The sequence below is a fragment of the Methylobacterium sp. FW102-HT35C08 genome (assembly GCF_058790235.1).
The window spans coordinates 293,893-320,322 of record NZ_JBYTCL010000002.1 but is presented as its reverse complement, the minus strand read 5'-3'; the positions used below and the strand labels follow the sequence as shown (position 1 = coordinate 320,322).

At 68.6% G+C, this 26,430-nt stretch carries 27 protein-coding genes and 1 tRNA gene; 12 read left to right on the top strand and 16 right to left on the bottom strand.

Annotated features, from left to right (window positions below; genetic code table 11):
* Positions 1-32: 32 nt before the first annotated feature.
* Positions 33-572: a TetR family transcriptional regulator gene (locus AC3WSN_RS01650; RefSeq protein ID WP_492535898.1), complete on the top strand. Its 540-nt coding sequence runs from the start codon at positions 33-35 to the stop codon at positions 570-572.
* A gap of 184 nt (positions 573-756) precedes the next feature.
* On the top strand, positions 757-1,305 hold the full coding sequence (locus AC3WSN_RS01645) for a PaaI family thioesterase (RefSeq protein WP_492535896.1): 549 nt from the start codon (positions 757-759) through the stop codon (positions 1,303-1,305).
* A gap of 228 nt (positions 1,306-1,533) precedes the next feature.
* Here AC3WSN_RS01645 and AC3WSN_RS01640 read toward each other — a convergent pair whose 3' ends face one another.
* From AC3WSN_RS01640 to AC3WSN_RS01615, 6 genes are all read right to left on the bottom strand, one after another.
* Complete coding sequence (locus tag AC3WSN_RS01640) at positions 1,534-1,806, bottom strand: hypothetical protein (RefSeq protein ID WP_492535895.1); 273 nt, start codon at positions 1,804-1,806, stop codon at positions 1,534-1,536.
* Positions 1,807-2,087: 281 nt separating this feature from the next.
* A complete protein-coding gene (locus tag AC3WSN_RS01635) occupies positions 2,088-2,225 on the bottom strand; it encodes a hypothetical protein (RefSeq protein WP_492535893.1) in 138 nt (45 codons plus the stop codon).
* Positions 2,226-3,030: 805 nt separating this feature from the next.
* Positions 3,031-3,106 (bottom strand) — tRNA-Lys (locus tag AC3WSN_RS01630).
* 99 nt (positions 3,107-3,205) lie between these two features.
* Positions 3,206-4,774: a 2-isopropylmalate synthase gene (locus tag AC3WSN_RS01625; RefSeq protein ID WP_492535892.1), complete on the bottom strand. Its 1,569-nt coding sequence runs from the start codon at positions 4,772-4,774 to the stop codon at positions 3,206-3,208.
* A 353-nt stretch (positions 4,775-5,127) separates the two neighbouring features.
* Complete coding sequence (locus AC3WSN_RS01620) at positions 5,128-5,490, bottom strand: helix-turn-helix domain-containing protein (RefSeq protein WP_492535890.1); 363 nt, start codon at positions 5,488-5,490, stop codon at positions 5,128-5,130.
* A gap of 51 nt (positions 5,491-5,541) precedes the next feature.
* Entirely contained in the window at positions 5,542-5,874 is a 333-nt protein-coding gene (locus AC3WSN_RS01615) for a hypothetical protein (protein ID WP_492535888.1), read from the bottom strand.
* 343 nt (positions 5,875-6,217) lie between these two features.
* Here AC3WSN_RS01615 and AC3WSN_RS01610 point away from each other — a divergent pair, with 343 nt between their 5' ends.
* The 4 genes from AC3WSN_RS01610 to ubiB all read left to right on the top strand — a co-directional run bounded on the left by AC3WSN_RS01610 (position 6,218) and on the right by ubiB (position 10,614).
* Positions 6,218-6,931 (top strand): carbonic anhydrase, encoded by a 714-nt coding sequence (locus AC3WSN_RS01610; protein ID WP_492535886.1) that lies wholly within the window; start codon positions 6,218-6,220, stop codon positions 6,929-6,931.
* Between the two features lie 79 nt (positions 6,932-7,010).
* Positions 7,011-8,120: a 3-isopropylmalate dehydrogenase gene (gene leuB, locus AC3WSN_RS01605; RefSeq protein WP_492535884.1), complete on the top strand. Its 1,110-nt coding sequence runs from the start codon at positions 7,011-7,013 to the stop codon at positions 8,118-8,120.
* Between the two features lie 114 nt (positions 8,121-8,234).
* Positions 8,235-9,020 (top strand): bifunctional demethylmenaquinone methyltransferase/2-methoxy-6-polyprenyl-1,4-benzoquinol methylase UbiE, encoded by a 786-nt coding sequence (gene ubiE, locus AC3WSN_RS01600; protein ID WP_192707094.1) that lies wholly within the window; start codon positions 8,235-8,237, stop codon positions 9,018-9,020.
* A 31-nt stretch (positions 9,021-9,051) separates the two neighbouring features.
* Entirely contained in the window at positions 9,052-10,614 is a 1,563-nt protein-coding gene (ubiB, locus tag AC3WSN_RS01595; protein WP_492535883.1) for a 2-polyprenylphenol 6-hydroxylase, read from the top strand.
* A gap of 88 nt (positions 10,615-10,702) precedes the next feature.
* On the opposite strand, the gene AC3WSN_RS01590 is transcribed toward ubiB, so the two are convergent.
* Together AC3WSN_RS01590 and zapE are read right to left on the bottom strand one after the other, a co-directional pair.
* Positions 10,703-13,672 (bottom strand): response regulator, encoded by a 2,970-nt coding sequence (locus AC3WSN_RS01590; protein ID WP_492535881.1) that lies wholly within the window; start codon positions 13,670-13,672, stop codon positions 10,703-10,705.
* Positions 13,669-14,901 carry a cell division protein ZapE gene (gene zapE / locus AC3WSN_RS01585; RefSeq protein WP_492535879.1) on the bottom strand — a complete coding sequence of 411 codons (1,233 nt, stop codon included), beginning with the start codon at positions 14,899-14,901 and terminating at the stop codon, positions 13,669-13,671. The genes AC3WSN_RS01590 and zapE overlap by 4 nt, the downstream gene beginning before the upstream one ends.
* A gap of 295 nt (positions 14,902-15,196) precedes the next feature.
* On the opposite strand from zapE, the gene AC3WSN_RS01580 reads away from it, so the two are divergent.
* Entirely contained in the window at positions 15,197-15,790 is a 594-nt protein-coding gene (locus tag AC3WSN_RS01580) for a GNAT family N-acetyltransferase (RefSeq protein WP_492535877.1), read from the top strand.
* A gap of 15 nt (positions 15,791-15,805) precedes the next feature.
* Here the strand turns inward: AC3WSN_RS01580 and AC3WSN_RS01575 are convergent, their stop codons facing one another.
* Positions 15,806-16,567 (bottom strand): ComF family protein, encoded by a 762-nt coding sequence (locus AC3WSN_RS01575; RefSeq protein WP_492535875.1) that lies wholly within the window; start codon positions 16,565-16,567, stop codon positions 15,806-15,808.
* A 25-nt stretch (positions 16,568-16,592) separates the two neighbouring features.
* Positions 16,593-16,835 (bottom strand): hypothetical protein, encoded by a 243-nt coding sequence (locus AC3WSN_RS01570; RefSeq protein WP_492535873.1) that lies wholly within the window; start codon positions 16,833-16,835, stop codon positions 16,593-16,595.
* 169 nt (positions 16,836-17,004) lie between these two features.
* On the opposite strand from AC3WSN_RS01570, the gene AC3WSN_RS01565 reads away from it, so the two are divergent.
* Both AC3WSN_RS01565 and AC3WSN_RS01560 read left to right on the top strand, forming a co-directional pair.
* Positions 17,005-17,895 (top strand): class I SAM-dependent methyltransferase, encoded by an 891-nt coding sequence (locus AC3WSN_RS01565; protein WP_492535872.1) that lies wholly within the window; start codon positions 17,005-17,007, stop codon positions 17,893-17,895.
* Positions 17,892-18,254 carry a DUF427 domain-containing protein gene (locus AC3WSN_RS01560; protein WP_492535871.1) on the top strand — a complete coding sequence of 121 codons (363 nt, stop codon included), beginning with the start codon at positions 17,892-17,894 and terminating at the stop codon, positions 18,252-18,254. The genes AC3WSN_RS01565 and AC3WSN_RS01560 overlap by 4 nt, the downstream gene beginning before the upstream one ends.
* Before the next feature lie 18 nt (positions 18,255-18,272).
* On the opposite strand, the gene AC3WSN_RS01555 is transcribed toward AC3WSN_RS01560, so the two are convergent.
* Together AC3WSN_RS01555 and AC3WSN_RS01550 are read right to left on the bottom strand one after the other, a co-directional pair.
* Positions 18,273-19,784 (bottom strand): DUF6880 family protein, encoded by a 1,512-nt coding sequence (locus AC3WSN_RS01555; RefSeq protein WP_492535870.1) that lies wholly within the window; start codon positions 19,782-19,784, stop codon positions 18,273-18,275.
* Between the two features lie 52 nt (positions 19,785-19,836).
* Positions 19,837-20,076 (bottom strand): hypothetical protein, encoded by a 240-nt coding sequence (locus AC3WSN_RS01550; protein WP_192707085.1) that lies wholly within the window; start codon positions 20,074-20,076, stop codon positions 19,837-19,839.
* Positions 20,077-20,200: 124 nt separating this feature from the next.
* On the opposite strand from AC3WSN_RS01550, the gene AC3WSN_RS01545 reads away from it, so the two are divergent.
* On the top strand, positions 20,201-20,464 hold the full coding sequence (locus tag AC3WSN_RS01545; protein WP_373622325.1) for a hypothetical protein: 264 nt from the start codon (positions 20,201-20,203) through the stop codon (positions 20,462-20,464).
* Positions 20,465-20,470: 6 nt separating this feature from the next.
* Here the strand turns inward: AC3WSN_RS01545 and fabI are convergent, their stop codons facing one another.
* From fabI to fabA, 3 genes are all read right to left on the bottom strand, one after another.
* Positions 20,471-21,301 carry an enoyl-ACP reductase FabI gene (gene fabI, locus AC3WSN_RS01540; protein ID WP_192707084.1) on the bottom strand — a complete coding sequence of 277 codons (831 nt, stop codon included), beginning with the start codon at positions 21,299-21,301 and terminating at the stop codon, positions 20,471-20,473.
* Between the two features lie 369 nt (positions 21,302-21,670).
* Complete coding sequence (fabB, locus tag AC3WSN_RS01535; protein WP_192707083.1) at positions 21,671-22,897, bottom strand: beta-ketoacyl-ACP synthase I; 1,227 nt, start codon at positions 22,895-22,897, stop codon at positions 21,671-21,673.
* Between the two features lie 139 nt (positions 22,898-23,036).
* Positions 23,037-23,573, bottom strand: a complete 537-nt coding sequence (fabA, locus tag AC3WSN_RS01530) for a 3-hydroxyacyl-[acyl-carrier-protein] dehydratase FabA (RefSeq protein ID WP_192707082.1) — start codon at positions 23,571-23,573, stop codon at positions 23,037-23,039.
* A 203-nt stretch (positions 23,574-23,776) separates the two neighbouring features.
* Between fabA and irr the strand changes: the two genes are divergently transcribed.
* On the top strand, positions 23,777-24,292 hold the full coding sequence (gene irr / locus AC3WSN_RS01525) for a Fur family transcriptional regulator Irr (RefSeq protein WP_238198595.1): 516 nt from the start codon (positions 23,777-23,779) through the stop codon (positions 24,290-24,292).
* A gap of 268 nt (positions 24,293-24,560) precedes the next feature.
* Here irr and AC3WSN_RS01520 read toward each other — a convergent pair whose 3' ends face one another.
* A complete protein-coding gene (locus AC3WSN_RS01520) occupies positions 24,561-25,124 on the bottom strand; it encodes an SH3 domain-containing protein (RefSeq protein ID WP_192707081.1) in 564 nt (187 codons plus the stop codon).
* A gap of 288 nt (positions 25,125-25,412) precedes the next feature.
* Between AC3WSN_RS01520 and AC3WSN_RS01515 the strand changes: the two genes are divergently transcribed.
* Positions 25,413-26,411 (top strand): 2-hydroxyacid dehydrogenase, encoded by a 999-nt coding sequence (locus AC3WSN_RS01515; protein WP_192707080.1) that lies wholly within the window; start codon positions 25,413-25,415, stop codon positions 26,409-26,411.
* Positions 26,412-26,430 lie beyond the last annotated feature (19 nt).

Below are 26,430 nucleotides of genomic sequence, written 5' to 3'. Positions count from 1 at the left end.
TATTGGTGGCAGGAACGTCGAGGGATCAGGCCATGCCGAGAGTTTCGCAGGAACAGGCCAGGATCAACCGGCAGCGCGTCGTCGAAGTCGCCGCAGCCCTTTTCCGTGAGCGCGGACTCCACGGTATCGGGGTGGTGGACATCATGGCTGCCGCCGGGCTGACCCATGGCGGCTTCTACGGCCAGTTCGCCAACAAGGATGCTCTGGCGGCCGAGGCGTTCGATGCGGCGCTCACCGAAGACCGGGGGGGCACGGACACCATGGTCGCGAACTACCTCTCTCTCGGCCATGTCCGGACGCCGGGCAAGGGATGTCCGCTGGCGGCGCTCGCGAACGACGTTTCCCGTGAGCTCTCGGGCAGCCTCGTCCGGGGCCGGTTCACGCAAGGCGTCGAGCGACTGGCGTCCACCATCGCCGGTTTGATGCCGAAGGCATCGAAGGAGCGGCGTCGGCAACGCTCTCTCGCGACGATGTCCACGCTCGTCGGCGCCGTCGTCCTCGCGCGCGCCGTCGATGACGAAGCGCTGGCGCAGGAGCTTCTGGAGGCGGCCCAGGCCTCCGTGGCATCCTGAAACGCATGGGCTCGAGCGTCAGGCGGATCGTCCGGAGACCCTGCCTGCACAGCGCAAATGAGCTTGTATGCTGCACCATTATAGATTATGAACGACATTAAAATTAGAACCTGCGGATCGGCGACGCCGCTCGTAGGTCGTGTCTTCTGGGGCTGCTCCACCGGCAATCCCAAGAGGTCCACCGATGACCGACGAAGCGTCTTCGAAGTCGCCTGCCTCTGCACGGCGGAGAACCGTTGAGTGGGTTGATCCCCATGTGATCGCTGCGGCGGGGCACAATGTTGCGGGGCTCGACTTCCTGCGTTCGCTGTTGGCCGGAGAAATCCCACCTCCGCCCGCGATCCAGTTGCTCGGTATCGAAATCGTGTCGGTTGATCGGGGTACGGCAAGCATGCGGATGCCGGCCGCGGAGTACCTCTTCAACCCGCTGGGCTCCGTACACGGTGGCTCCCTGGCCACGCTCCTCGACAGCGTCATGGGCTGTGCCGTGCATTCCACGCTGCCGGTCGGCCGCGGTTACACGACGCTCGAGTTCAAGATGAACTTCCTGCGTGCGGCCAACGAGAGGTCCGGTGTCCTGACCGCGGTCGGACAGGTCGTCCACGGCGGCCGTCGCCAAGCCGTGGCCGAAGGTCGCCTCAGCGACTCGTCTGGCCGCCTCGTCGCGACCGCCAGCACGACCTGCCTCCTGTTCGATCTGCCCGAGGCGGTGGCGCCCGCTCCCGCCGGCTGATCGGCAGCGACACGCGCGGCTCCGACTGCCGCGCACGGCTTCGTCGATCGGTCCTGCTCAGGAGCGCGCCGCGGATGACCGGTCTGCGGCTTTGCCCGCAGCGCCCATCCGAATTCACGCAGGCGCAGGGTTTTCGGGAGCCTGGGTCAGCCTACCTTGGCACGGGTGCCGAAGGCCGATCGTCGGCCTGATCTGATGCGGTCGGCTCACGGTGTCCTACCTATCGGGTCACGCGCGCGTGGCGATCTGTGGCCGGCAGTAGCTGTCGCGCACGGCCGGGATGTCATCGTAACCGTCAACGGTGCAGAAGAACGTGCATACAAGCCAGGCGGCCAGGGCGAGGCACAGCACGCCGTTGTAGAGCCACAGGCCGATCACGCGCTTGCTGGGCAGGTTCGCCAGCCCGACGACGGAGCCCGGCACCCAATCGACCGCGAACACGATGGTGCCGAAGGCGCCCAGAACGCCGGCGATCATTACGGCGAGAGCAGTGGCAGTCATTCCGCTTCTTGCCCGAGACACCCGTCCCACGCTGGCGCCGCCGCTACGGCCACGCCGAACGCGCACAATACGCGAACGGGGGATCGCTGAACCAGCACCGGGGTGACCGATCACCCCTGCCCGGTCGATGGCCCGAAGGTCAAGGACCTCCGTCGAACCGCCATCATCGCGCCGCTGTTCACGGACCTCTAGCTCAAGGATCGCAGGTCTTCGTCGGAACGTCCGGATCGTCGTCGGCAGCGCGCGGCTGCAACCGCATGACGGGGGCTGACGCGGACGCTTCAGCCCGCGCCGCCGACCCGCCGGTAGACCGCCACAAACGCTTCAGCCGCCTCTTTTGTCAGGTCGGTGACGATCAAGCCCGGAATGGACACAGTCCAGAGGCCGTCGTCATTCTGCGAGATCCCAATCTCTGACATGAGAACCTCCGCTCCTCGACGTTTCTATGTCGCGAAAGCAGACGAAGTTCCGGATCGGCGGAACTTACGCGCGGCGCTGACTTAGGAAATGAGGATCGTAGGTCTCCCTGCCGGCCCGATCGAATATCGCCCGGCCGGACGCGGGAGAGCGGATGGGAAAGTGGGGGTCGTAGTTGTCAGGCGCCCGTTCGCGCGGCCTGATCGTGGCGGTCTGCGCGGCTGCCTTCGCGTTCGCTTTGCTCATCGCTAAAACCATCCTGCACCCCGCGTCTCGACCACCCCCGCCGGACGGGCGGATGGTCGCCGCGATGCAGCGCTCGCCGCTTCACACAGGGCGGATCGACGCTGGCCCAAGCCCACATGCCACTCCCTACGACCTGAGGCACGCTGCGGCGCCATCAAGGTCATCTCGCGCGCAATCTGCTACGACCAAGTCAGCGCGCCCTGAGCCTTCGAGGACCGATCAACGGCTCTCTGGCCGCTACGACGAGGAATTGCGGGTCGGATCGTGGTCGGGTTATCTCCCGGCTTGTCGGTGTGCAGCGCCTAGGCTGGGTGGGGGTTCGTGCGCAGCGGCTCAGCGAGAACGGACCGTTCGCGCCGCTTGCAATTCTAGAGCGAGGTCGGCAGCGCCGCTTCCCCCGCGTCGTTGATCTCGTGATCGGCGGCCTTGGCAGCCCGCAGATGGCTAAGAGCGTGGCCATGGCAAGTCTGCTGCCATGCTTCAGCAGAAGCGTTTTCAAACCAGTGATGTGAAGGATGTCTAATCAGAGCCCCATCAAGGAGCGTCGCAGCGGCTAAGTTTTGGTGGGCGCACTAGGGTTCGAACCTAGGACCCGCTGATTAAGAGTCAGCTGCTCTACCAACTGAGCTATGCGCCCGATCGCTGTTGCGATCGCCCGGCGGCCACCAAGTCCGCTGGGGTGGCGGGCTGATACCAACGCCGCCGGGGACTGTCCACCCCCGACGGCAGCTTTTTCTCATTCTGCGGCGGCATGCTGTGCATGGACGCGCACGGCATGGGCCGCGAGCTTGTTCAGCGCCGAGAGATACGCCTTCGCGGACGCGACCAGCGTGTCCGGATCGGCACCGCGGGCCGTGACGCTCCGGTCGCCGTCACGCAAGCGGACCGAGACCTCCGCCTGCGCGTCCGTGCCGCCGGTCACGGCGTGGACCTGATAGAGTTCCAGCTGCGCCTGATGGGGTACCAGGGCCGTGATCGCGTTGAACACCGCATCGACCGGACCGTTGCCCTCGGCCTCCTCGATCCGCGTGCCGGTCTCATCGGCCAGGCGCAGGGTCGCGCGCTGCGGTCCCCGCGTTCCGGCCATCACCGACAGGGAGACGAGACGGATCCGATCGTGAGCCGTGGCGAGGTTCTCGTCGACCAGCGCCTCGATGTCCTCGTCGTAGACGTGCTTCTTGCGATCCGCGAGCGCTTTGAACCGCTCGAAGGCGTCCTGGAACTGGTTGTCGGACAGGTGCAGGCCGAGATCCTCCAACTTCGAGCGGAACGCCGCCCGGCCCGAGTGCTTGCCCATCACCAGGGAGGTCTTGGTCAGGCCGACCGAGGCCGGAGTCATGATCTCGTAAGTCTCGGAATTCTTGAGCATGCCGTCCTGGTGGATGCCGCTCTCGTGCGCGAAGGCGTTGCGGCCGACGATCGCCTTGTTGAACTGCACCGGGAAGTTCGTGGCGTGGCTCACGAGCTTCGAGGCGCGCGTCAGCATCGTCGACTCGACCCCGGTCTCGTAGGGCAGCACGTCGGCGCGGGTACGCAGCGCCATGACGATCTCCTCGAGCGCGGCGTTGCCGGCCCGCTCGCCGATGCCGTTGATCGTGCACTCCACCTGCCGGGCGCCGCCCTCGATGCCCGCCAAGGAGTTGGCAATCGCGAGGCCGAGATCGTTGTGGCAGTGGACCGAGAACACGGCCTTGTCGGCATTCGGCACGCGCTCGCGGACGTTCGCGAACATGTCGCGGTACTCGGTGGGCGTGGCGTAGCCTACCGTGTCGGGCAGGTTGATCGTCGTGGCGCCGGCCTTGATCGCAGCCTCGACGCAGCGGCACAGGTAGTCGATCGGCGTGCGCGTCGCGTCCATGGCCGACCATTCCACGTCCTCGACGAGGTCGCGAGCCTGCGCCACGGTCTTCAGGATGATCTCGACGACCTCGTCCTGACTCTTGCGCATCTGATGCGCGAGGTGGATCGGCGACGTCGACACGAAGGTGTGGATCCGGGCGCGCCGGGCGTGCCGCACGGCCTCACCCGCCCGGGTGATGTCGGCGGGAATCGCGCGGGCGAGCCCCGCGATGGTCGCGCGCTTCGTGCGTCGGGCAATCTCCGACACCGCCTCGAAATCGCCGATCGAGGCGATCGGGAACCCGGCCTCGATGATGTCGACGCCCATCGTGTCGAGGAGTTCGGCCACCGCCAACTTCTCGTCGAAGGTCATGGTGGCGCCGGGGCATTGCTCGCCGTCGCGCAGCGTCGTGTCGAAGATCACGATGCGGTCGCGGGCCGAAGTGGTGCTGGTGGTCGAAGTCATGGCGTTACCCTGTCGCGGGCCGCCCGGCTCTCGGCGCGGTGCGGCGTGGTGCCCGAAGGGGCGGATTCGCGAATGGAAGATCTCCCCTGAAGGCCCAGGCGCGCGCCCGGACGGCCCTCAGGGGCGGGTAAGCAGAAGCGGAAGAGCAAGCCCGGCGCGGCACGCGCGCGACCACGGCGCCGTCGCTGCGGCGCGGGCGGTCTCGGGCGCTGAGCCGGCTCTGGCCAAGGCTCGTCTCTCCTATCGGCGGCCCACGCGGGAAGCTCTCACGGCGCGGTGCACCCCGTAGGTATCTCCGGAGCCGCCGGAACACAAGCGAGACGGGCGCGAGGCCCACCCCTGCTCGCCTCCGTTCACGCGCGCGCCGCCCCCTGCCCGTGCGCCTTGGCGCAGATGCTCGCGGCCAGATCGTCGTAGAAGACCATCTGGCAGGCAGCCCAGAGTTCGAATTCCTCCAGCAGCGAGGGATCGAGAAACGTGAGGCTGCGGCCGTCGGTCCGGATCCATCCGGCCGCTTCGGCCTTCTGCAGCAGATTGCCGACATGCGCGCGGGACACCGTTAGACGATCCGACAGCGCGCGCAGGCTCAGCGGCATCGCCGCCGGTGCGTCCGGGACCGAGGCCGCATAGTGCGCGCCGACGGCCGCAATCAGCAGGGGGTAGCCGCAGTCCCGGTTCGTGAGCCGCAAAACCCGCGGGAACGGCTCGGTCAGCATGCCGTGCCGCAGAACGTGGCAGGCCGATCGATAGATGAGTTCGCCGAGGCGTTAGGGCTCGGCCAGTGCCCCGGCAAGGGCCGGCTGCCTATCTGCAAGTCTGTCCATGGTCGTGACGAAGAGACGTCCGGACCGACCGATCTCGGCCACAAGGGGAGGAGCCGCCCGCAGACACTTCAGACGGGCGTCGTCGGGATCTGATTCGACAGTGACGAAACGGGCGGCCTTCAACGTCGCCACGAAGGCGGCGGTCTGACGGGCGCTGGATCCGACGAGGGCCTGCAGCGCGGTGAGAGTCGGAGGCGGGCCGCCGTGATGGCGCCATGCGTGATCGTTGTGGATCAGCATGAACGAGACGAGATACCGTCCGGCTTGGTTGAGCATCTTGTGTGTCGGCCACACGATCTCGGTTGGTACGATAGCATTACGTCAGTATTCAGAAATTCTAATGCGAAAATATGGCTTATTGATAAGCTCATATGCTCGGGACAAGAATGTCTCGCTGAGCATATTTGGCCTGAAGGCCTTCTTTGAGCGGGTACGGGTCGAGAAATTCGCGTGCGAATTCTCGGATATCCCTGCAAAGTTTGGAATCTGCAATTCGAGCCGGAAGACGTTACCAAGGCAACTGCTTGGATCGGTGCCGACGCGCAGGACCGCCGCTGCAGATCGATGGTGCAACTCGCACTCAGCCCGTCCGGAATCCATGTTCATCGGGAGCTAAGCCGTGTGTGACAAGCATATGTCCTTCATCTCGCGTCGCGGCCTGCTGACGGCCGCCGCCAGCACGCTCGCAGCCGCATCGGCTCTCGACATCCGCGCCGAGGCCGCCGACGCCGCCGCGCTCCCCAATGCGATCAGCCCAGACGCGGCGCTGGCGCGATTGCTTGAAGGCAACGCGCACTACGTGGCCAACGCGCCCGCCAACAAGGACTTCTCGGCCGGCCGGGCCGCGCGCTCCGCCGCGCAGTACCCGATCGCCTGCATCGTCGGATGCGCCGATGCGCGGGTCGCCCCCGATTTCGTGTTCGATCAGGGTCCGGGCGACCTGTTCGTCGTCCGCGTCGCCGGGAACTTCGTCAACACCGACAGCCTCGCGAGCCTGGAATACGGCGTGCAGGTCCTCGGTGCGCCCCTGATCCTCGTGCTCGGCCACTCGGATTGCGGGGCAGTCAAGGCGACGATCGACGTTCTGAAGACCAACGCCGCCCTCCCTGGCCATCTGCCCACGCTGATCGACGCGATCTGCCCATCGATTGATCTGGCCGAGAAGGCGCCGGCGGCGGATCCCCTCGCCGAGGCCATCGCCCAGAACGTCCGGCACAATGTCCGGCGCCTGGGAAAGGCCGTGCCCATCGTCGCTGAGCGCGTCGCGCACGGACAGGTGAAAATCGTTGGCGGCTTCTACGACATCGCTACTGGCAAGGTCGCACTCCTCTGATTGCACGGCCGCCTTGCCAACGACGGCCCGCCCTCGATAAAGCCCGCCGGCACGTCGAGACCAAACCCGCGAGACCGTCATGGCCAGCTACAAGCTCCTGCTCCTCCCCGGCGACGGGATCGGTCCGGAAGTCGCGGGCGGCATGCAGGTCGTGCTCGACGCCCTCAAGGAGACCGGCCTCGCGACCTTCGAGACCGAAACCGACCTCGTCGGCGGCTCTGCCCTCGACGCCCACGGCGTCCCGTTGGCGGACGCGACCCTGCAGCGTGCCAAGGACGCGGACGCGATCCTGCTCGGCGCCGTCGGCGGTCCGAAATGGGCCGGCGTCGCCTACGAGAACCGCCCCGAGGCCGGGTTGCTGCGTCTCCGCAAGGAGCTCGACCTGTTCGCCAACCTTCGGCCTGCGATCTGCTACCCGGCGCTTGCCGAGGCTTCGGCGCTGAAGCGCGAGCTGGTCGAGGGTCTCGACATCATGATCGTGCGCGAGCTCACCGGCGGCGTCTATTTCGGCGAGCCGAAGGAGATCACCACCCTGGAGGATGGCTCGAAGCGGGCCGTCGACACCCAGGTCTACACGACGGCGGAAATCGAGCGGATCGCCCACGTGGCGTTCGACCTGGCGGGCAAGCGCTCCGGCCGGGTCGCCTCGGCCGAGAAGCACAACGTGATGAAGTCCGGCGTCCTGTGGAAGGAGGTCGTCACCAAGGTCCATGCCGAGCATTACGCCGGTGTGCAGCTGGAGCACATCCTGGCCGACAATTGCGCGATGCAGCTCGTGCGCCGGCCCAAGCAGTTCGATGTTCTGGTGACCGACAACCTGTTCGGCGACGTCCTGTCGGACATCGCCGCGATGCTCACCGGGTCCCTCGGCATGCTGCCCTCGGCCTCCCTCGGCGCGGTCGACGCGAGCGGCCTGCGGAGCGCCCTCTACGAGCCGGTCCACGGCTCGGCCCCCGATATCGCCGGCCAGGACAAGGCCAACCCGATCGCCATGATCGGCTCGCTCGCCATGTGCCTGCGCTACTCCTTCGGCCTCAGCGACGCCGCCGATGCGCTGGACGGCGCCATCACGGACGCGCTCGCGGGCGGGGCGCGGACCGCTGACATTGCCAGCGAGGGAACGAACCCCATGGGTACCCGCGCCATGGCCGCGGCTGTGGCGGACGCGCTCCGGGCGCGGGTCGGCTGAGACACGACCTCGGCGCGTCGCAGCACCGGAGGTCGATCCCCAACCGTGTGTTTCGACGCATGGCGGACCGGCGCGACCTTCGCTATGACGCGCCCATCGAAGATTGGGAGCGTCATGAAGGCCGGAGACGGGGCGTCTGAGCGCGCGAGCGCGGATTTCGGCTTCGAGCGCGTGGCGCTCGACGAGAAGCAGGGGCGCGTCGACAGCGTCTTCCACTCGGTCGCCCGCCGCTACGACATCATGAACGATCTGATGTCGGCTGGCCTGCACCGGGCCTGGAAGGCGCAGCTCGTCTCCATGCTGCGGCCGCCGCAGAACCGCGCATTCGCGCATCTCGACGTGGCCGGCGGCACCGGCGACGTGGCGTTCCGGGTTCTGGCCGCCGGAGGTCCCCGGACACGGGTGACGGTTCTCGACATCAACGAATCCATGCTGCGGGTCGGCGCGGAGCGGGCTCGCGAGCGCAAGGTCGACGAGGCCGGTGACCGGATCGCCTTCGTGACCGGAAACGCCGAGACCCTGCCGCTCCCCGACGCAGCCTTCGACGCCTACACGATTGCGTTCGGCATCCGGAACGTGCCGCGGATCGAGACGGCCCTCGCCGAGGCGCGGCGCGTGCTGAAGCCCGGCGGTCGGTTCCTCTGCCTGGAATTCTCCGCCGTCGACATCCCCCTGCTCGATAAGATCTACGACGCCTATTCCTTCAACGTGATCCCGCGCATCGGCGCCCGGGTGGCGGGGGATGCCGAATCGTATCGCTATCTGGTCGAGTCGATCCGAAAGTTCCCGACGCGCGGCGCCTTCGCGGGCATGATCGAGCGCGCCGGCTTCCGACACGTCACCGACCGGGCGCTCACCGGCGGGATCGTGGCGATCCATTCGGGCTGGAAGGTCTCTTGACCGCCGCCGTGCGCGACGGGGGCCAGACCCGATGATCAGCGCCGCCGTCAACCTGTTCCGCGGCGCCCGGGTCGGCTTCGTGCTGGCGCGCGAAGGGGCTCTCGCTCTCGCCGATCCCACGGAGCTGCCGCCGCATCTGCGCTTCGCCCTGCGGATCGGCCGCTCCCTCGAACGGCCCGGGCTCGACGACGGCGCCGCCCGGCTGTCCGCCGCGATGACCCGGCTCGGCCCGTCTTACGTCAAGTTCGGGCAATTCCTGGCCACGCGTCCGGACATCGTCGGCATGCGGGCGGCTTTCGACCTGGAAAAGCTGCAGGACCGGGTACCGCCTTTCCCGCAGGAGGTCGCGCTCCGCACCGTCGAGATGGCGCTCGGCAAGCCGGTCAACCAGCTGTTCGTCTCGTTCAGCGAGCCGATCGCGGCTGCCTCCATCGCGCAGGTCCACAAGGCGATCGTCCAGGATCCCGACGGCACGCAGCGCGCACTCGCCGTGAAGGTGATGCGCCCCGGCGTCCGCGAGCGCTTCATGCGCGACCTGGAGGTCATGCGCTTCATGGCGCGCGTGGTGCACGCCCTGTCTCCGCAGGCGGAACGGCTACGCCCGCGCGAGGTCGTGGAGATCCTCGCCCGCTCCGTGCTGATGGAGATGGATTTCCGTCTGGAGGCTGCGGCTGCCTCCGAACTCGCGGAAAATACCAAGAACGATCCCGATTTCCGCGTGCCGAAGCCCGAATGGGAGCTGACCGCCCGCGAGGTCCTCTCCGCCGAATGGATCGACGGAACCCGGCTCCACAGCGCCGCCGACCTAACCGCCGCCGGACACGATCCGCAGACCATCGGGCGGACCGTGATCCAGAGCTTCCTCCGGCAGGCGATCCGCGACGGCTTCTTTCACGCCGACATGCATCAGGGAAACCTGCTGGTGGATGCCGAGGGGCGCCTCGTGGCGGTGGATTTCGGCATCATGGGCCGGCTAGGCCCACACGAGCGCCGGTTCCTTGCCGAGATCCTCCTGGGCTTCATCCTGCGCGACTACCACCGGGTCGCGAAGGTCCATTTCGAGGCGGGCTACGTGCCGGCCCACCATTCCGTCGAGGATTTCGCGCAGGCGATTCGGGCGATCGGCGAGCCGATCCACCAGCGCCGTGCCGACGAGATCTCGATGGCCAAGGTTTTGACGCTGCTGTTTGACGTCACGGCGCTGTTCGACATGAGCACCCGCACCGAACTGGTCATGCTCCAGAAGACCATGGTGGTGGTGGAGGGCGTGGCCCGCTCCCTGGATCCGCGGCTCGACATGTGGACCACCGCCGAGCCGGTGGTCCGCGCCTGGATCGCCCGCAACATGGGCCCGGTCGGCCGGGCGCAGAGCGGCCTCGAGGCGCTGCGGGTGGTGTCGGACGTCGTCGGCGACATCCCCGACCTCGCCATGCGTCTCAAGCGGGTGCTGGTCCGCCTCGACGAGACCGGAACCGGCGATGCGCGCCGCCTCGAGCGCTTCGCCCGCAACGAGCGGTACCGGGCGATCTGGTCGACGCTGGCCCTCTGGGGCATCGCGATCGGCGCCCTGGTGATGGCGTTCCGGGGATCCTGACCCACACCGGCTCTCGCGCGGCCGTCTGACCGCGATCCTCAGTCTCGTCACGTTGCGAAGGTGCGACTCCGCGAAACCGGGCCGCGCGTCAGTGGCCGGCCCTACCCTCGTCCGCCTCGACCAGCATCGGCATGAGGGATCGCAGTTCGCGGGCTAGCTCCCCGAGCCCGGTCGACCCTTTGGCCAGGACACGGTCGGCATGGCCGGCAAGGCGTCGGCGGTCTTCCGCCGTGATGTCCTTGGCGGTGAGCACGACGACCGGAACATCGCGCCAGTCGTGCCGCGCCCGGACCCTGCGGAGGAACGCGAACCCATCCATCTCGGGCATCATCAGATCCAGCAGGACGAGACAGGGCCGGTCCGCCTCCATCCGCTCCAGGGCGTCCACGCCATTCTCCGCCTCGACGACCGGGAAGCCCTCCCGCCGGAGATAGCTGCAGAGGTGCCCGCGTACGTCCGCCTCATCCTCGACCACCAGGATCGGCCCGTCCTCCGCGACAGACCGAAACCGGTCGACGATCTGGCGCAGATTGCCCCAATCGATCGGCTTCTGCAGATAGTCGGTCGCCCCGAGCGAGAAGGCGAGGTTCTGCTCGTCCAGCACCGTCACCATCACGATCGGCATCGCGCCGATGTCAGGATCGGCGCGAAGGGCCCGCAGCACCGCCCAGCCATCCATCTGCGGCATGGTCACATCGAGGAGCACGGCCCGCGGACGCAGGCGGCGCGCGAGTTCAAGGCCGCGCCGGCCATCCTCGGCGACCGCCACCGCGAAGCCTTCCCGCTCCAGGAAGCGGGCGAGCAGATCCCGGGTCGCGGAATCGTCGTCGACCACCAGAATCGTCTTGCGGTCGTCTGCGGTCTCCGGCGCCCCCTCGGCATGCTCGGCCGCCGCGCCTTGGAAGAGAACGGGCAGCGTCAGCGTGAAGGTGGTGCCCGCCCCGTCGCGGCTCGCCACATCGATCGAGCCGCCGAGCATCTCGGCGAAGGCGCGGGTGATTGCGAGGCCCAGACCGGTGCCGCCGAAGCGCCGCGTCGTCGAGGCGTCCGCCTGGGTGAAGCGCTCGAACAGCTTCCCGACCTGCTCCTGCGTCATACCGATCCCGGTATCGGCGACGGAGAAGCACAGCGCGTCCCCGATCCGCGCGGCGCTCAGGGTGATCCGGCCATTCTCGGTGAACTTTGCGGCGTTGCTCAGGAGATTGATCAGGCACTGGCGGAGCTTCGTCACATCGGTATGGGCCGTGCCGAGATCGTCCGCGAGATCGAGCGTGAGGCTGTTGCCCTTCTTGGCGATCAGGCCTTCGACGGTGGTGGCTACATCCCGCACCACCGCGGCGACGGCGAAGTCTTCCGCGTAGATCTCGACCCGGTCCGCCTCGATCTTGGAGATGTCGAGGACGTCGTTGATCAGCCCGAGCAGGTGCCGCGCATTGGCCTCGATCTTCTTCACGTCGGCAATGAGATCGGCTTCACCGAGGTCGTCCAGCTCCTCCTGCACCATCTCGGCATAGCCGATCACCGCCGACAGCGGGGTGCGCAGCTCGTGGCTCATGTTGGCCAGGAACTGGCTCTTGGCCGCGTTAGCGGCCTCCGCGGCTGCTCGCGCTGCCTCGATCGCGGCCTCCGCCTCCTTGCGCTCCGTGATGTCGGTGTGGGTGCCGACCCACTCGCGCAGGGCACCGTCGGGCTCGAGGATCGGCACGGCCCGCACGCTCATGTGGCGGTAGGCCCCGCTGGCGGCACGGAGCCGGTGCTCGGTGGCGTAGGGCTGCAGGGTCGCGACGGCGTCCGACCAAGCCGTGCGGGTGTGCTCGCGATCCTCGGGATGAACGACGTCCAGGAAGCCGAGCCCGGAATACGCGGCCTCGTCCTGACCGGTGAAGCGCGTCCAGGCGACCTGCCTCCGCTGCAGGTTGCCCTCGGGATTGGCCGTCCAGACGATCGCCGCGCTGGCTTCGATGAGGGAGCGGAAGCGCTCCTCGCTGCGGCGAAGCCGCGTCTCGGCCAAGTGGCGGATGGTCTCGTCGACGACCACGAGGCCGACGCCCTCGACCTCCGGACCCGTGCCGTCGGCGGCGCCGCGCAACGGATAGAAGCTCATCGAGAACTGGCGCACGCCGCCCGGGGCGGACGGCGTCGGTACAGCGACCGGCACGTTGGGCGAGACCAGGCCCTCGCGGAGTGCCGCGGCGAGCTTCGGCGCGAGCTCCGTGCGCAGCGTCGGCAGTATCGCCCAGATCGGCGCTCCGAGATCCGCTCCGAACCCCCGCTCGCTCATGGTCGCGAGCGCCCGGTTCATGTGCCGGATCTTCAGGTCGCGGTCGAGGAAACCGAGGCCCACCGGTGCATTGGCCAGGACCCCGTCGAGCAGCCGCGACATGCGCAGCGACTCCTGGCGGCGGACCAGGGCGAGCCGCGCCAGCAGGACGATCGCACCGAGCGCCGCCATCCCGGAGAGCAGGAACAGGAGCAGCCCGCGGCGGTGCTCTTGGGCCTGCAAGGTGGCGAGGCGCTGCGCGGAAGCGTCTTGCCGCGTGGCCGCCTCGACGCGGATCGCGTCCATCAGGCGCTTGCCCTCGCCGGTCCGAACCAGCTCGGTCGCCGCCTCGAAGCCCTGTTCGCGGCGCGCCGTGATGACCCGGGCCGCGAAGTCGCGCTTCTGCGCGATCAGTCCGGCCAGGGACGGGCCGCCGGCGCGGACCGGCTCCTGCGCCGCCGAGCCGAGGCTCGCCAGCTCGGTCTCGATCTTGGTCAGGGCGGCCGTATACGGAGCCAGATAATCCTCGCTGCCGACCAGCACGAAGCCGCGCTCGCCGGTCTCGAGGTCCTTCACCTCGGAGACGAGGCGCTCGACGCCGGCGATGGTGGCATTCGCCCGCGCCGTCGCGGCCCGGTCGGCCTCGCCCGCCAGATAGTTCGCCGTGCCCGTCGCGAGCGCCACGACGAGCAGCACGAAGGCGGCGGGCGACCCCATCAGCGGGCCGAGCGGGCCAGCGCCGCGCCAATTCCGGCGGCGCAGGCTGAAGATCGAACCGGCTCCCGGCTGGGCGCTCACGTCTCCACCAGCCCGGTGCTGGCGCCGGAGGCTTCAGAATCGGGCCGGCCATGCGGCAGGGCGAGGTACTCCCGGGAGCGCATCTCGATGAGGCGTGAGACGGTCCGATCGAACTCGAACGCCTCGCGGCCGGTTGCGGCGGTGTAGAGGTCCTGCGCCTCGGCCGCCGCGGAAGCCACGAGCTTCACGTGGCGGTCGTAGAGCGTGTCGATCAAGGTGATGAAGCGCTTGGCCTCGTTCCGGTCAGCCTCCTGCATCACCGGGATCCGGTCGAGGATCACCGTGTGATAGGCCCGGGCCAGTGCCATGTAGTCCGAGGCGCCGAGCGGATTCCGGCAGAGATCGTCGAATGTGAACCGCGCGACGCCGCCAGCTTGTTCGGGGATCTCGACCACGCGCCCGTGCACCGTGACGGTCGCCGGGCGGCCCTGCGCTTTCCCCGTCAATCCTTTGAAGGCCGCGTCCAGCGCTGCCCGTGCGGCCCCATCGGCCGGCACATGGTACACGGCCGCACCGCCAAGCTTCTCCAAGCGGAAGTCGGTTCGCGAGTCGAGACGCACCACCTCGACCTGCTCCTTCAAGGTCTCGATGAACGGTAGGAACAGCGCGCGGTTCAGGCCGCCTTCGTAAAGCCGATCAGGCTCGACATTGGACGTCGCCACGACAGTGACGCCGCGCCGGAACAGATGGCCGAACAGGCGCCCCAGAATCATCGCGTCTGCGATGTCGGTGACGGTGAACTCGTCGAAGCACAGCAGGGTCGCCTCGTCGGCGAGCTGGTCGGCGACCGGACCGATGGGATCGTCACCCTTCACGGTGCCGGCCTTCAGCGCCTGTCGATAGGCGTGGATGCGCTCGTGCGCATCCGCCAGGAAGCCGTGGAAGTGCACCCGCCGCTTCGGCTCCGGCGCCGCCTCGTGGAACAGGTCCATGAGCATCGTCTTGCCGCGCCCGACCGAGCCCCAGACATATAAGCCCTTAAGCGGCTCGGCTTCGTCCTTTCGCCGGAACAGCCATCCGAGGGCGCTGGTCTTGCTGGCGCGTTTGCGCCGCTGAAGGTCGACGACCAAACGATCGAGCGCGCGGACCAGCCGGGCCTGCGCCGGATCGCGCTCGATCGCCCCGGAAGCGACCATCGCCTCGTAACGTTCGTGGACGGGGCCCGGCGAGACGGCACTGGCCCGCGCCTCCGGAGACGGAGCCTGTTGCTTGCCGGATCTGTCGGTCACCGCCCCGGTCCCTCGCAGCTGACTGCGGCGCCGGATCGGCACCCCCATCCGCGTCGATCCTCACCGACCCGGGCCACTTTCCTGTGGCGTGCAAGCTCAGCCTGAATCAAGCCCGACGCCGAACAGCGACGGGTGAAGCGTCGCAACGGGCCTGTGCATGGCAGCCGCGCGAAAGCGCCCATGCACATCGTGCTGCATTGCACAAACCCCGGTGAGATGCGAGATCAGCCCCGTCTCTGGGGAGGAACGTCCGGATCAACCTGCGCACCCGCGCATGACAGACCGGAGACCCATCATGGCCGTTCAGGCGCTCAACGTGCCGGCCTACACCGTCCGGCGCCTCTGGCCGATCGATCGCGACGCGGTCCTCGATTACTTCCTGCGGCTGGACCCCGACACGCGGGCGAGCCGCTTTATGGGCAACGTCAGCGAGGCTGGCGTGCGGGCATACGCCGCGCAGGCGGTGAACTCCGAAGGCGTCATGTACGGTGCCTTCATGGAGGGTGCTCTGCGCGGCCTGGGCGAGCTTCGGCCCATGGGACCCTGCCCGTCCCGCTACACGCTGAGCCCGCGAGCCGAGGCCGCCTTCGCGGTCGAGCGCGCCTTCCGCCGCCGCGGCATCGGTGCGGCCCTGTTCACGCGGATCGCCCGATCGGCGCGCCATCGCGGCGTGATCGATCTGCACGTGCGGTGCCTGTCGGGCAACGGGCCGATGCTGCGGCTTGCGGCGAAGCACGGCGCGGCCCTCCAGCACGAAGGGACCGAGACGGATGGCGCGCTCCATCTGGCGCGTCCCACGCCCTTCTCGCTCTGGTACGAAGGCATCGCGGAAGCCTTCGACTTCACGCTGGCGGTGAGCTTCCCGAACCGGGACCGGACCTCCGCTTGATCACCAGCGTGCCGCTCAACCGGCGGCCTCGCCCACCAGCGCGAAGGTCAGGAGGTCAACCGACGTCGCCCCGGCGCGCAGAAGCGCGCGGGCGGCGGCATTGCCGGTGGCACCCGTGGTCGTGACGTCATCGACGAGCAGGATGCGGCGGCCGTCGATGCGGTGCCGCGCGTGGCGGGGTACCCGGAATGCGCCGCTGAGGTTCTCGGCCCGCGCCGCACGGCTCAGGCCGACCTGGGAGCGTGTCGCGCGCACCCTTTGCAGCGTCGCCGGCAGCAGCGGCCGCCTTGCAGAGGCGGCGATGAGTCTTGCGAGAAGTGCGGCTTGGTTGAATCGGCGCCGCCAGAGTCGTCCACGGTGGAGCGGCACCGGCACGATGCACTCGGCCTCGGCAATCAACATCCGGCCGCTGGCCGCCATCATCCGCGCCATGACCTTCGCGAGGTCGAGGCGGTCCTCGTACTTCAAGCGGTGCACGAGGCTGCGCGCGACACCCTCGTAGAGGGCAACCGCCCGTGCGCGCGCGAAGACCGGCGGTTCCGCGATGGCCCGCGGCGACAGGAGTGGTCCCACGCCGAGATCGACCGCGAAGGGCGTCCCGTAGCGCTGGCAGACCGGTTCCTCGATCAGGCGGAGGCTCGACCAGCAGGTCGCGCACAAAGCGCCGGGATCGGCGGTGGCGCCGCCGCAACCGGCGCAGGTCGGCGGGTAGACCAATGACAGAGCCCCGCGTGGCAACCCGCGCAGGGCCGTGGCGACGGCGTCGAGCGCCGTCATCCGACCAAGCGGCGTCCGACCCGGCTCAGCGAGCCGAGACGGGGCGCGCCTGCGGATCCATCGGCTGCTGATCCTGGCGGGCGCGGGCATTGGCCCGATGGCGACCGATCGCGCAGCCGGCCGCGGCGCCGACGAGGCCGTGATGGCCGGCATAATGGCCCGCGATGCCGCCGACGATGGCGCCCTTGATGCATCCCTTAGCCTCCGCGCCGCCCGCGGTTGTGAGAGTCGCGAGGACCATGACGGTCCCGACGAGCATGCGCTTCATGATCCGTGCTCCATGACAAAACTCGGCCGTTAGGCCGGTTGCAGCAGGAACAGCGACGCTGCCGAGTCGTTCCACCATCCTACAGCGGCTCACGACTCCGTGCGCGGTCTTGCGCGTTTCGTCGTTGGGGTGCTGGCAGGACTGCCCAGCAAGCGCCATCTGCTGCGCGATGGAAGCCCCGTCCGCCCTCTTCGATACCGACCTCGCCCGCCGCCGCCTCGCCCGAGCGCGGCAGAGAGCTTACGCCGGTTTCCTGCTCGATCGGCTCGTCGAGGATCTGGACGATCGTCTGGGAGCGGTGCTGCGCAGCTTCTCGAGCGTGCTCGATCTCGGGTCGCCGGCGCCGGCTGCAGCAGAGGTTCTCAGGGCGCGCTACGGCGAGGCACGGCACCTTCGCCTCGCGCCGCTGCCCGAGGACGGTGGTAATGTGATCGTGGGTGATCCCGAGATGCTGCCGCTGGCGGCCGGAAGTCTCGATCTCGCGGTCTCGCTGCTGGCGCTCCACGCCGTCAACGACTTGCCCGGGACGCTGATCCAGCTTCGCCGCGCGCTGCGTCCGGACGGCCTGTTCATCGGATGCCTTCTCGGTGGTGCCACCCTCACGGAGCTGCGCCAGAGCTTCGGCCAGGCCGAGAGCGAGATCGAGGGCGGGATCAGCCCCCGCGTCGCGCCTTTCGCCGCGGTGCGAGAGGCCGGTGCGCTCCTGCAGCGAGCGGGTTTCGCGCTTCCGGTGGCCGACACCGACACGGTGACGGTGCGGTACGCCGATCCGTTCGGGCTCATGCGCGATCTGCGGGCCATGGGCATGACCAACGTACTCACCGAGCGTCGACGGACGTCGCTGCGCCGGACGACCTTGCTGCGGGCCGCGGAGATCTACGCCGACCGCTTCTCGGATCCGGACGGCCGGGTTCGTGCGACCTTCGAAGTGCTCTGGCTGTCGGGCTGGGTCCCGCATGAGAGCCAGCAGAAGCCGCTGAAGCCGGGCACGGCCAAGTCGCGCCTGGCCGACGCGCTTGGAACCATCGAGTTGAAGCCGGAAGGCGGGAGATCGCCGTGAAGATTCCAGGGCCTGAGCACCCCATCACGATCACGCCGGAACCGCGACGCGTCCGCGTCATGGTCGATGGGGTCGCAGTTGCCGATTCACGCAAGGCCTTGCGTCTCGAGGAGGCGCGCTACCCGGCCGTCTACTACGTGCCGCGCGCGGATCTCCGTCTTGAGAGCTTCATCCCCTCCGCGCGGACGAGCCACTGCCCCTACAAGGGCGACGCGCGCTACTTCGATCTCGTCGTCGGTGAGGTCAGGCGATCCGACGCGGTCTGGAGCTACGAGGATCCCTATCCCGCTGCGGCGGCGATTCGCGACTTCGTGGCGTTCTACCCGGATCGCGTCGATGCCATCGCGGTGGAGGATTGATCGGACCGAAGGTCCGGCTCAGTCTCTGACGAGGTTCCAGAAGGCGTGCTTGCGGCCGTGCTCGCGCCGCAGTGCCTCACGGTAAGCCTGCGGGTCCGGGCTGATCGCGCCGGGCTCCAGTCGCCCGGCCAGACCGTCCAGTTCCATGAGGTAGCGTGCCCCATGGGTGTAGGCTGCGCTGCGCCCGAATTCGAGGATGCCGTCGAGGAGCCGGCGGTACAGGATCGTCGCGGGAAGCGGATGGTCCTGGGCGAGGGCGTCGGCTGCGGGCGCCAGCACGGCGTACTGGTCGCCCTGCCAAACTGTCGGTCGGTCCGTCACCAGCTTCGCGGCGCGACGCAGATCGGGCCACGCGGCCAGGAAGGCCAGCGCGCGATGGGGCTGCGGGAAGGTCTCGGCATGATCGAGGGCCCGCTGGAGCGCCTCCTCGTCGTCGAAATCCGGAAGCTTGGCCAGGAAGGTGCGTAGCATCGGCGCATCGAGATCGCGCTCGAACCGGGCCCAGCGCAGCGCCTGCGCCTCCTCGGTTCGGCCGAGCTTCTCGAGGATTTCGATCTCCAGCGCCTGCCGCTCACGCTCCGGCCCGCGCAGGTCAAAGCCCGCGATCAGGTCGGCCCGGGTGGCGACGCGGAGGCCAGGATCCTGCATCCGTCGGATCCAATCGAGCGCCTCGGCCGCGCGCCCGGCGTCGAGAAGACGGCGTGCGACCTCGACCCGGTTCTCGCGGCCCGGCAGAATCGCGGTCTCCAGGGCGATGTAGGCATCCGGATCGCGGCGACGGTCGGCGATGGCCTGGCGCAGGCGCACGATCTGAGCGCGCGCCGCCTCCCGGCGAGAGCTCGCCTCGCTGCGCGGATTGCCGGTTTTCGGAAGAGCCGCAGCCGCCTGCGCGAGGCGGGAGTCGATATCGGCGAGGGCGTCCTCGCCGAGCTTGGGCACCATGTCGGCAAGGACGGAACCCAGAGGGCCGAAAGGGTCGTCGCCGAAGGAGGCCACAAGGCTGGCGGCCACCCGGGCGGTATCCTCTGGCGGGAGTCCGGCTGCGATCTCCACGAAGGCGTCGGAGGCCCGCTCGAAGACGCCCTGGATCGTCCCGTTGCTGTCATCGACACGGTTCAGGACGGCATCGGCTCCGTCGAGGAAGCGCCTCAGCCGGTCGAGGGCGGCGGCGGGATCGAGCGGACGCAACTCGTTGAGGATCACCGTCACCGTCGCGTTGAGATCGGCCGTGAAGGTACGGCGCTTCTGCCAGTCGATATAGGACTGGGCCCCTTCGAGGGCGGTGAGCCGCCGGTCGACGATCGCCGCGACGGCGTCCGGCCCCTGCAGCGAAGCGAGAGCCGCGCTCACCAGCTTTTTGAAGGCTGCATTGCGTGCGGTCTCGCCGAGGATCAGCGCGATGAGGCGATCCGGACCGAGCGCCGCCAGCGTCTCGGGAGTTGGGGTCGTGCGACGCGCGCCCTTCGGCAGGGCGCGCGCCTTCGAAGTCTCGGCGCGCGCCGCCGGCTTCACGGCCCGGGCGCGCGCCACGTTGGTCCCCGTCGGTCAGCAGGATCGCGCATGGCCGCTCGGTTCCGCGAACTTACTCCACGACCTTGGCGCGCGGCCGGTCGTTGCCCTGCGCGGTCTCGTCGTGCCAGCCGCCGGCCTGGTCCTGGTAGCGGATGCCCTCCGTCGAGCCCGGGACCTGCTGCTCCGCCGCCGCTGCCTGAGCCGCCTGCAGCGCCTCCTCGCGGCTGGGGAAGGTTTCGGAGAAGACGTCACCAACCTTGTAGGCGAAGCCGCCGTCGTGTTCGACGATGCGATAGGTAACCTCGGACATTACGCCTCCTGTACGCGGCTGGAATTGCTGTCCGCGAACCCGCCGGAGGCGCTGGGGTTCCAGGCGGCGCGGCTTTCAGCCTCCGATCCGCCCGAAAGTGAGATTATCGACGCTGGGTCTCCGCATGCTGACGACGATGATGCCGATACGACAGATCTTCGCGCTCGCCCTCATCTTGGCCGCGCAGCCCGCCGCCGCTGAGGAGGGTTTCCTCGATAAGCTCTTCGGCGGCTCGTCGCGCGGCACCCCGCCGAACCCGTTCGCGTCGAACTATCCCTCCGCGCCGCCGTCGGCCGAGGATGTCCGCGCCGAGCGCCAGCGCCGGGTCACCCGCGGCGAACGCGGCGGACAGGCCCCCCTGCCCCCGGGGCGCATCCCGGAGGAGTGAGCGGCCTTAGGAATCGCCGACGACACCCGCCGCGTCCTGTGCCTGGAGCACGTCCGGCCGCGGCATCGAGATGATGTTGTAGCCGGCATCGACGAAATGGACTTCGCCGGTGACGCCGCCTGAGAGCGGCGAGAGCAGGTAGAGTGCCGAGCCGCCGACATCCTCCAGGCTGACCGTCCGGCGCAGAGGCGCGTGGGCCCGCTGGTGGTTGAACATCAGCCGCGCGTCGGCGATGCCCGCTCCGGCGAGCGTCCGCATCGGCCCGGCCGAGAGCGCGTTCACCCGGATCCCGTCCGGCCCGAGATCGCTCGCGAGATAGCGCACCGAGGCCTCCAGCGCCGCCTTGGCGACGCCCATGACGTTGTAGTTCGGCATGACCCGCGTGGCGCCACCATAGGTCAGGGTCAGCAGCGAGCCGCCGTTGGTCATGCGCTTGGCCGCGCGCTGGGCGATCTCCGTGAAGGAGAAGCACGAGATCGTCATCGTCCGCACGAAATTCTCGCGCGTGGTGACGTCCACGTACCGGCCCTTGAGCTGCGCCTTGTCGGAGAAGCCGATGGCATGGACCACGAAGTCGAGGCCGCCGTCGAACCGCGCGTCCAGGGCTTCGAAGGTCGCGTCCACGGAGGCCAGATCCTCCACGTCGCAGGGCAGAACGATGTCCGAATCGAGCTTCGCGGCGAGCGGCGCCACGCGCCGGCCTAGGGCGTCGCCCTGGTAGGTGAAGGCGAGCTGAGCGCCCTGGTCGTGGAGAGCCTTGGCTATGCCCCAGGCGATCGAGTGATCGTTGGCGACACCCATGATCAGGCCGCGCCTGCCCGCCATCAAACCCGTCATGCCGACTCACATCTCGAACGAGGACGCCGCCCCGACGACATCGGGGCGGGCCACGACCGGAACGACCGAACCGCGACAGCGTGCCTTAGCGCGGCTCGCCGCTCGATCCAAACCGGCCGAGCCCCGCGAGCGGCCAAAAAAAAGCCCCGCCGTTCGGGCGGGGCGTTCACGAGGTGCTGGATGGGCTCAGAAATGCCCGTCCGTTTCGGACTGCGCCTCTTCGATCAGGGCCTGCCTGGCGTAGATCGCCGCGCAACCGGCGATAACCAGCCCACCCAAAGTTCCGAAGATGAAGGTCCCCATCGCCACCATCGCCTCTCAACATCCGGTAAACGCCGCTCTCGAGCGGCGGTTCCGGATGCTGCGCTGTCAGGCGTCGACGTGCTTGAGGACCAGCGTCGCGTTGGTGCCGCCGAAGCCGAACGAGTTGGTCAGCACGTGACCAAGCTTGGCGTCGTCCCGGCGCTTGCGCAGGATCGGCATGTCGGCAAAGGCGGGATCGAGCTCGTCGATATGCGCGCTCTCGCAGATGAAGCCGTTGTTCATCATCAGCAGGCTGTAGATCGCCTCCTGCACGCCGGTGGCCCCGAGCGAATGGCCGGTCAGCGACTTCGTGGCCGAGATCGGCGGGCAGGCCTCGCCGCGCCCGAACACCTCGCGGATCGCCTCGATCTCCTTGTCGTCGCCCACGGGCGTCGAGGTGGCGTGCGGGTTGATGTAGTCGATCCGCGCGCCCTTCAGCCCGTCCAGGGCCTGACGCATGCAGCGCACCGCGCCCTCCCCTGACGGCGCGACCATGTCGTGCCCATCCGAGGTGGCGCCGTAGCCCGCCACTTCGCCGTAGATCCGCGCGCCGCGGGCCTTGGCGTGCTCCAGCTCCTCGAGCACCAGCACGCCGGCACCGCCCGCGATGACGAAGCCGTCGCGGTTGGCGTCGTAGGCGCGCGACGCCCGAGCAGGCGTGTCGTTGTACTTCGACGACATCGCGCCCATCGCGTCGAACAGTACCGATAGGGTCCAGTCGAGATCCTCGCAGCCGCCGGCGAAGATGATGTCCTGCCGGCCGCCCTGGATGATCTCGGCGGCATTGCCGATGCAGTGGTTCGAGGTCGCGCAGGCGGACGAGATCGAGTAGTTCACGCCGCGGATCTTGAACCACGTCGCCAGCGTCGCCGAAGCGGTCGACGACATCGCCTTGGGAACGGCGAACGGGCCGATGCGCTTCGGGCCCTTCTCGCGGGCCGTCGCGGCGGCCTCGACGATCACGCGGGTCGAGGGGCCGCCCGAGCCCATGATGATGCCGGTGCGCTCGTTCGAGATGTCGCCCTGATCGAGGCCCGCATCCTGGATCGCCTGATCCATGGCGACGTGATTCCAGGCGGTGCCGCCGCCGTGGAAGCGCATGGCGCGCCGGTCCACCACGCCCTCCGGATCGAGGGTTGGCGCCCCGGAGACTTGGCTCCGGAAGCCGTGCTCGGCGTAGCTGGCGTCGCGCGCGATGCCCGAGCGGGCCTCGCGCAGGGAGGCGAGCACCTCCTGCGTGTTGTTGCCGATGGACGAGACGATGCCCATCCCGGTGATGACGACGCGGCGCATGATGGTGACACTACCTCCGTCGCGGCTTCGGTTGCCCGTGCCGCGTTCCGGTCAGCTAAGGTGACGCGGACACAATCTCAACAGCCGAAAGCGTTCGGCGTTGCAGCCGAGCCGTAAACGGCAGCCTCGCGGAGCCCGCTCAGCTCTGGAACAGGCCGACCCGCATGTCCTGCACTTGGTAGACGCGCTCGCCATCGGCTTCGAGCCAGCCGTCGCCAATCCCGAGCACGAGCTTGCCCTGGCGAACGCGCTTCACGTCGACGTTGTAGACGACCTTCTTGATCGACGGCAGCACCTGCCCGGCGAGCTTGACCTCGCCCACCCCGAGGGCGCGGCCGCGGCCGGGCGAGCCGAGCCATCCGAGGTGGAAGCCTAGCATCTGCCACAGGGCGTCGAGGCCCAGGCAGCCCGGCATCACCGGATCGCCCTGGAAGTGGCAGGGGAAGAACCAGAGGTCGGGTCGGATGTCGAGCTCGGCCGTAACGTGGCCCTTGCCGTGGGCGCCGCCATCGGTCGCGATCGACGTGATCCGGTCGAACATCAGCATCGGCGGCAGCGGCAGCTGCGCGTTGCCCGGCCCGAAGAGTTCACCGCGCCCGCAGGCCAGAAGATCCTCGTAGGAATAGTGCGACCGGCGGTTCGCGCTCTGCACGGGTGTCTCGGCGTCTGGCGGCATGTAGGCGGCTGTTTCCTCGGATCTGTCGGACGATGCGCGTCCGGTCGTTCGGCGCGCGGGTTAGCACGGGGCGACGCACCGTTAAAGTCGTCAAGCGCTCCGGCAGGGGTGCGGCAACGCTCGGGTTGCGACAGCCTGACCACTTCAATATACTGAGTGGAAGTCCGTTCCTTCAGGCCCCCAGTCGAGCGTTCAGTCCAGCGATGTCCGAATCGGTGCCATTCCAGGCCGTCTTCAACGGCCGGGTCCCAGCCCCCCAGCTGGAGCCCAACGGGACTCCGCGCCGCGGCTGCCCGCTGTCCGACCTGCGCGACCGCCTGCGTCGCGCCGGCCTGCGGCCGACGCGGCAGCGTCTGTCCCTGGGCTGGCTCCTGTTCGGCCGGGGTGATCGCCACCTGACGGCTGAGATGCTCTACGACGAGGCCATGCGCGCCAAGGTGCCGGTCTCGCTGGCGACCGTCTACAACACGCTGCACCAGTTCACCGAGGCCGGGCTTCTGCGCCAGCTCGCGCTCGACGGGTCGAAGGCCTATTTCGACACGAACCCGAGCGAGCATCACCACTTCTATCTCGAGGACGAGAGCCAGGTGATCGACATGCCGGATTGCGGCATCACGGTCGATTCGCTCCCCGAGGCGCCCGAGGGCATGGAGATCGCCGGCGTCGAGGTCATCGTTCGCTTGCGCCGTAGCCGGCCGGCCGGTCGCCGCCAGAGCTGAACGTCGGTTGCACCGTTAGTCTTCGGCGCGTCCTTCTCGGGGGGCATTCGACGGCCGTTCAATCGCCGCGTCATTCCGGGTCGCCGTAGGCGAGCCCGGAATTCTGAGCCGCCGAGGCGGGCAAGACTTCGAGCGACCTGTGTCTCTGGATCCCGGGCTCCGCTGCGCGGCCCCGGGATGACGCGGTGCTATCGGGAGAGCACAGTCCGCCAAATATCGGCGATCGTCGCGGCCGGAGCTGATCCGCCCGCCTCCGCCTGACGACCCCCTACTCCACCACTTCGTTCGGGTAGACGCCCCAGAGGCGGTTCTGCCGGATGTAGCCGTCCACATCCCGCTTGTTCGGGAGGGCGACGATCAGGCGGCACCACGTCCCAGTGCAGTTCTTCACGCTGCCGATCACGCCAGTCTGAAGCCGCGCCGCGTCCTCGGCGCCGTCATCAGCGCGGGCGCGCAGCGAGACGGCCGCCTTCTCGGCCCCCTTGTCGGGTCCGGCATTGACGATGGCGGTGCGCCGTCCCGAGAGCAGCGAGTGCAGAACCCAGCCCTCGGTCCCTTCCGAATCCCGGATCCGGCGCCAGGTTTCGAATTCGCCGACGATCTCCACCGGCAATCCGGCGCGCTGGAACACCCACAGGGTGCGGTGATCCTTGGACGGACCCTCGCGGAGGTTGACGCGATCGGTCTTGAGGCTCGCGTAGCGCGGCAGCGGCAGCTTGGTGACCGGCCCGACGCCCGCCTCGGGCGGGGCGGACGGCGCGGCCACGGCGACGGTCGCGGGACTGCCCAACAGCAGCGCCGCGACGGCGAAGGTGAGGCGTGACACGCGCATGGTCCAATCCCGCTCCGGACGTGACGATGGTGGGCGCCGGCCATGCCACGTGCGGACGCGTTCGGCATGCGGGACGCGTTCGGCAAGCGGGCCGGGCCGGCTTCCGATTGTGTTCCGGCCCACCTCTGGTAGAGAGGCCGATGGGTCGAAACAGGCTCCGGGACCGGCGCCTCGTGATCGATCCTGTCTGGCCGAGTTCGGTTAACGGACGCTTGCGGGAAGCGGTCCGGGCGCGAGCCGCCGGGCACGAGCTGAAATCAGGGCCGCGGGGCCGACGGGGAGAGAGACGTGTCGAAGCGCAAGCCGCTGGTGGTCGTGACGCGGCGCCTGCCGGATGCCGTCGAGACGCGGATGCGCGAGCTGTTCGACGTCCGGCTCAATCCCGACGACGCGCCGATGACCGCGGAGGCCCTCGCGGCCGGGCTGCGCGAGGCCGACGTCCTGGTCCCCACCGTGACCGACGAGATCGATTCCGGGCTCATTGCCCAGGCCGGTCCCAACCTGCGGTTGATCGCCAATTTTGGAAACGGCGTCGATCACATCGACGTGGCGGCGGCGCTGGAGCGCGGCATCACGGTCACCAACACGCCCGGCGTGCTGACCGAGGACACCGCCGACATGACGATGGCGCTGATCCTCGCCGTGGCCCGCCGGGTCACCGAAGGCGCGCGCATCATTCCGGACGACGAGTGGACCACCGGCTGGTCGCCGACCTGGATGCTCGGCCGGCGGATCACCGGCAAACGCCTCGGCATCGTCGGGATGGGGCGGATCGGTCAGGCGCTGGCCAAGCGCGCCCGCGCCTTCGGCCTGCAGGTCCATTATCACAACCGACGCCGCGTCCCGGCGGCGATCGAGAGCGCGCTCGACGCCACCTACTGGGAATCCCTCGATCAGATGCTGGCGCGGGTCGACATCGTGTCGGTCAACTGCCCGCACACGCCGGCGACCTACCACCTCCTGTCGGCGCGGCGGCTCAAGCTGCTCAAGCCCGAGGCGGTCGTGGTCAACACCGCCCGCGGCGAGGTGATCGACGAGAACGCGCTGGCCCGCTTGATCGAGGGCGGCGAGATCTCGGCGGCCGGCCTCGACGTGTTCGAGCAGGAGCCCGCAGTCAGCCCGCGGCTCGTCAAGCTCGCCCGCCAGGGCAAGGTGGTCCTGCTGCCGCATATGGGCTCTGCGACCTACGAGAGCCGCACCGATATGGGCGAGAAGGTCATCATCAACATCAAGACCTTCATGGACGGGCACCGGCCGCCGGACCGCATCCTGCCGAGCATGCTCTGACCGGAGCGGGCCGGCGTCC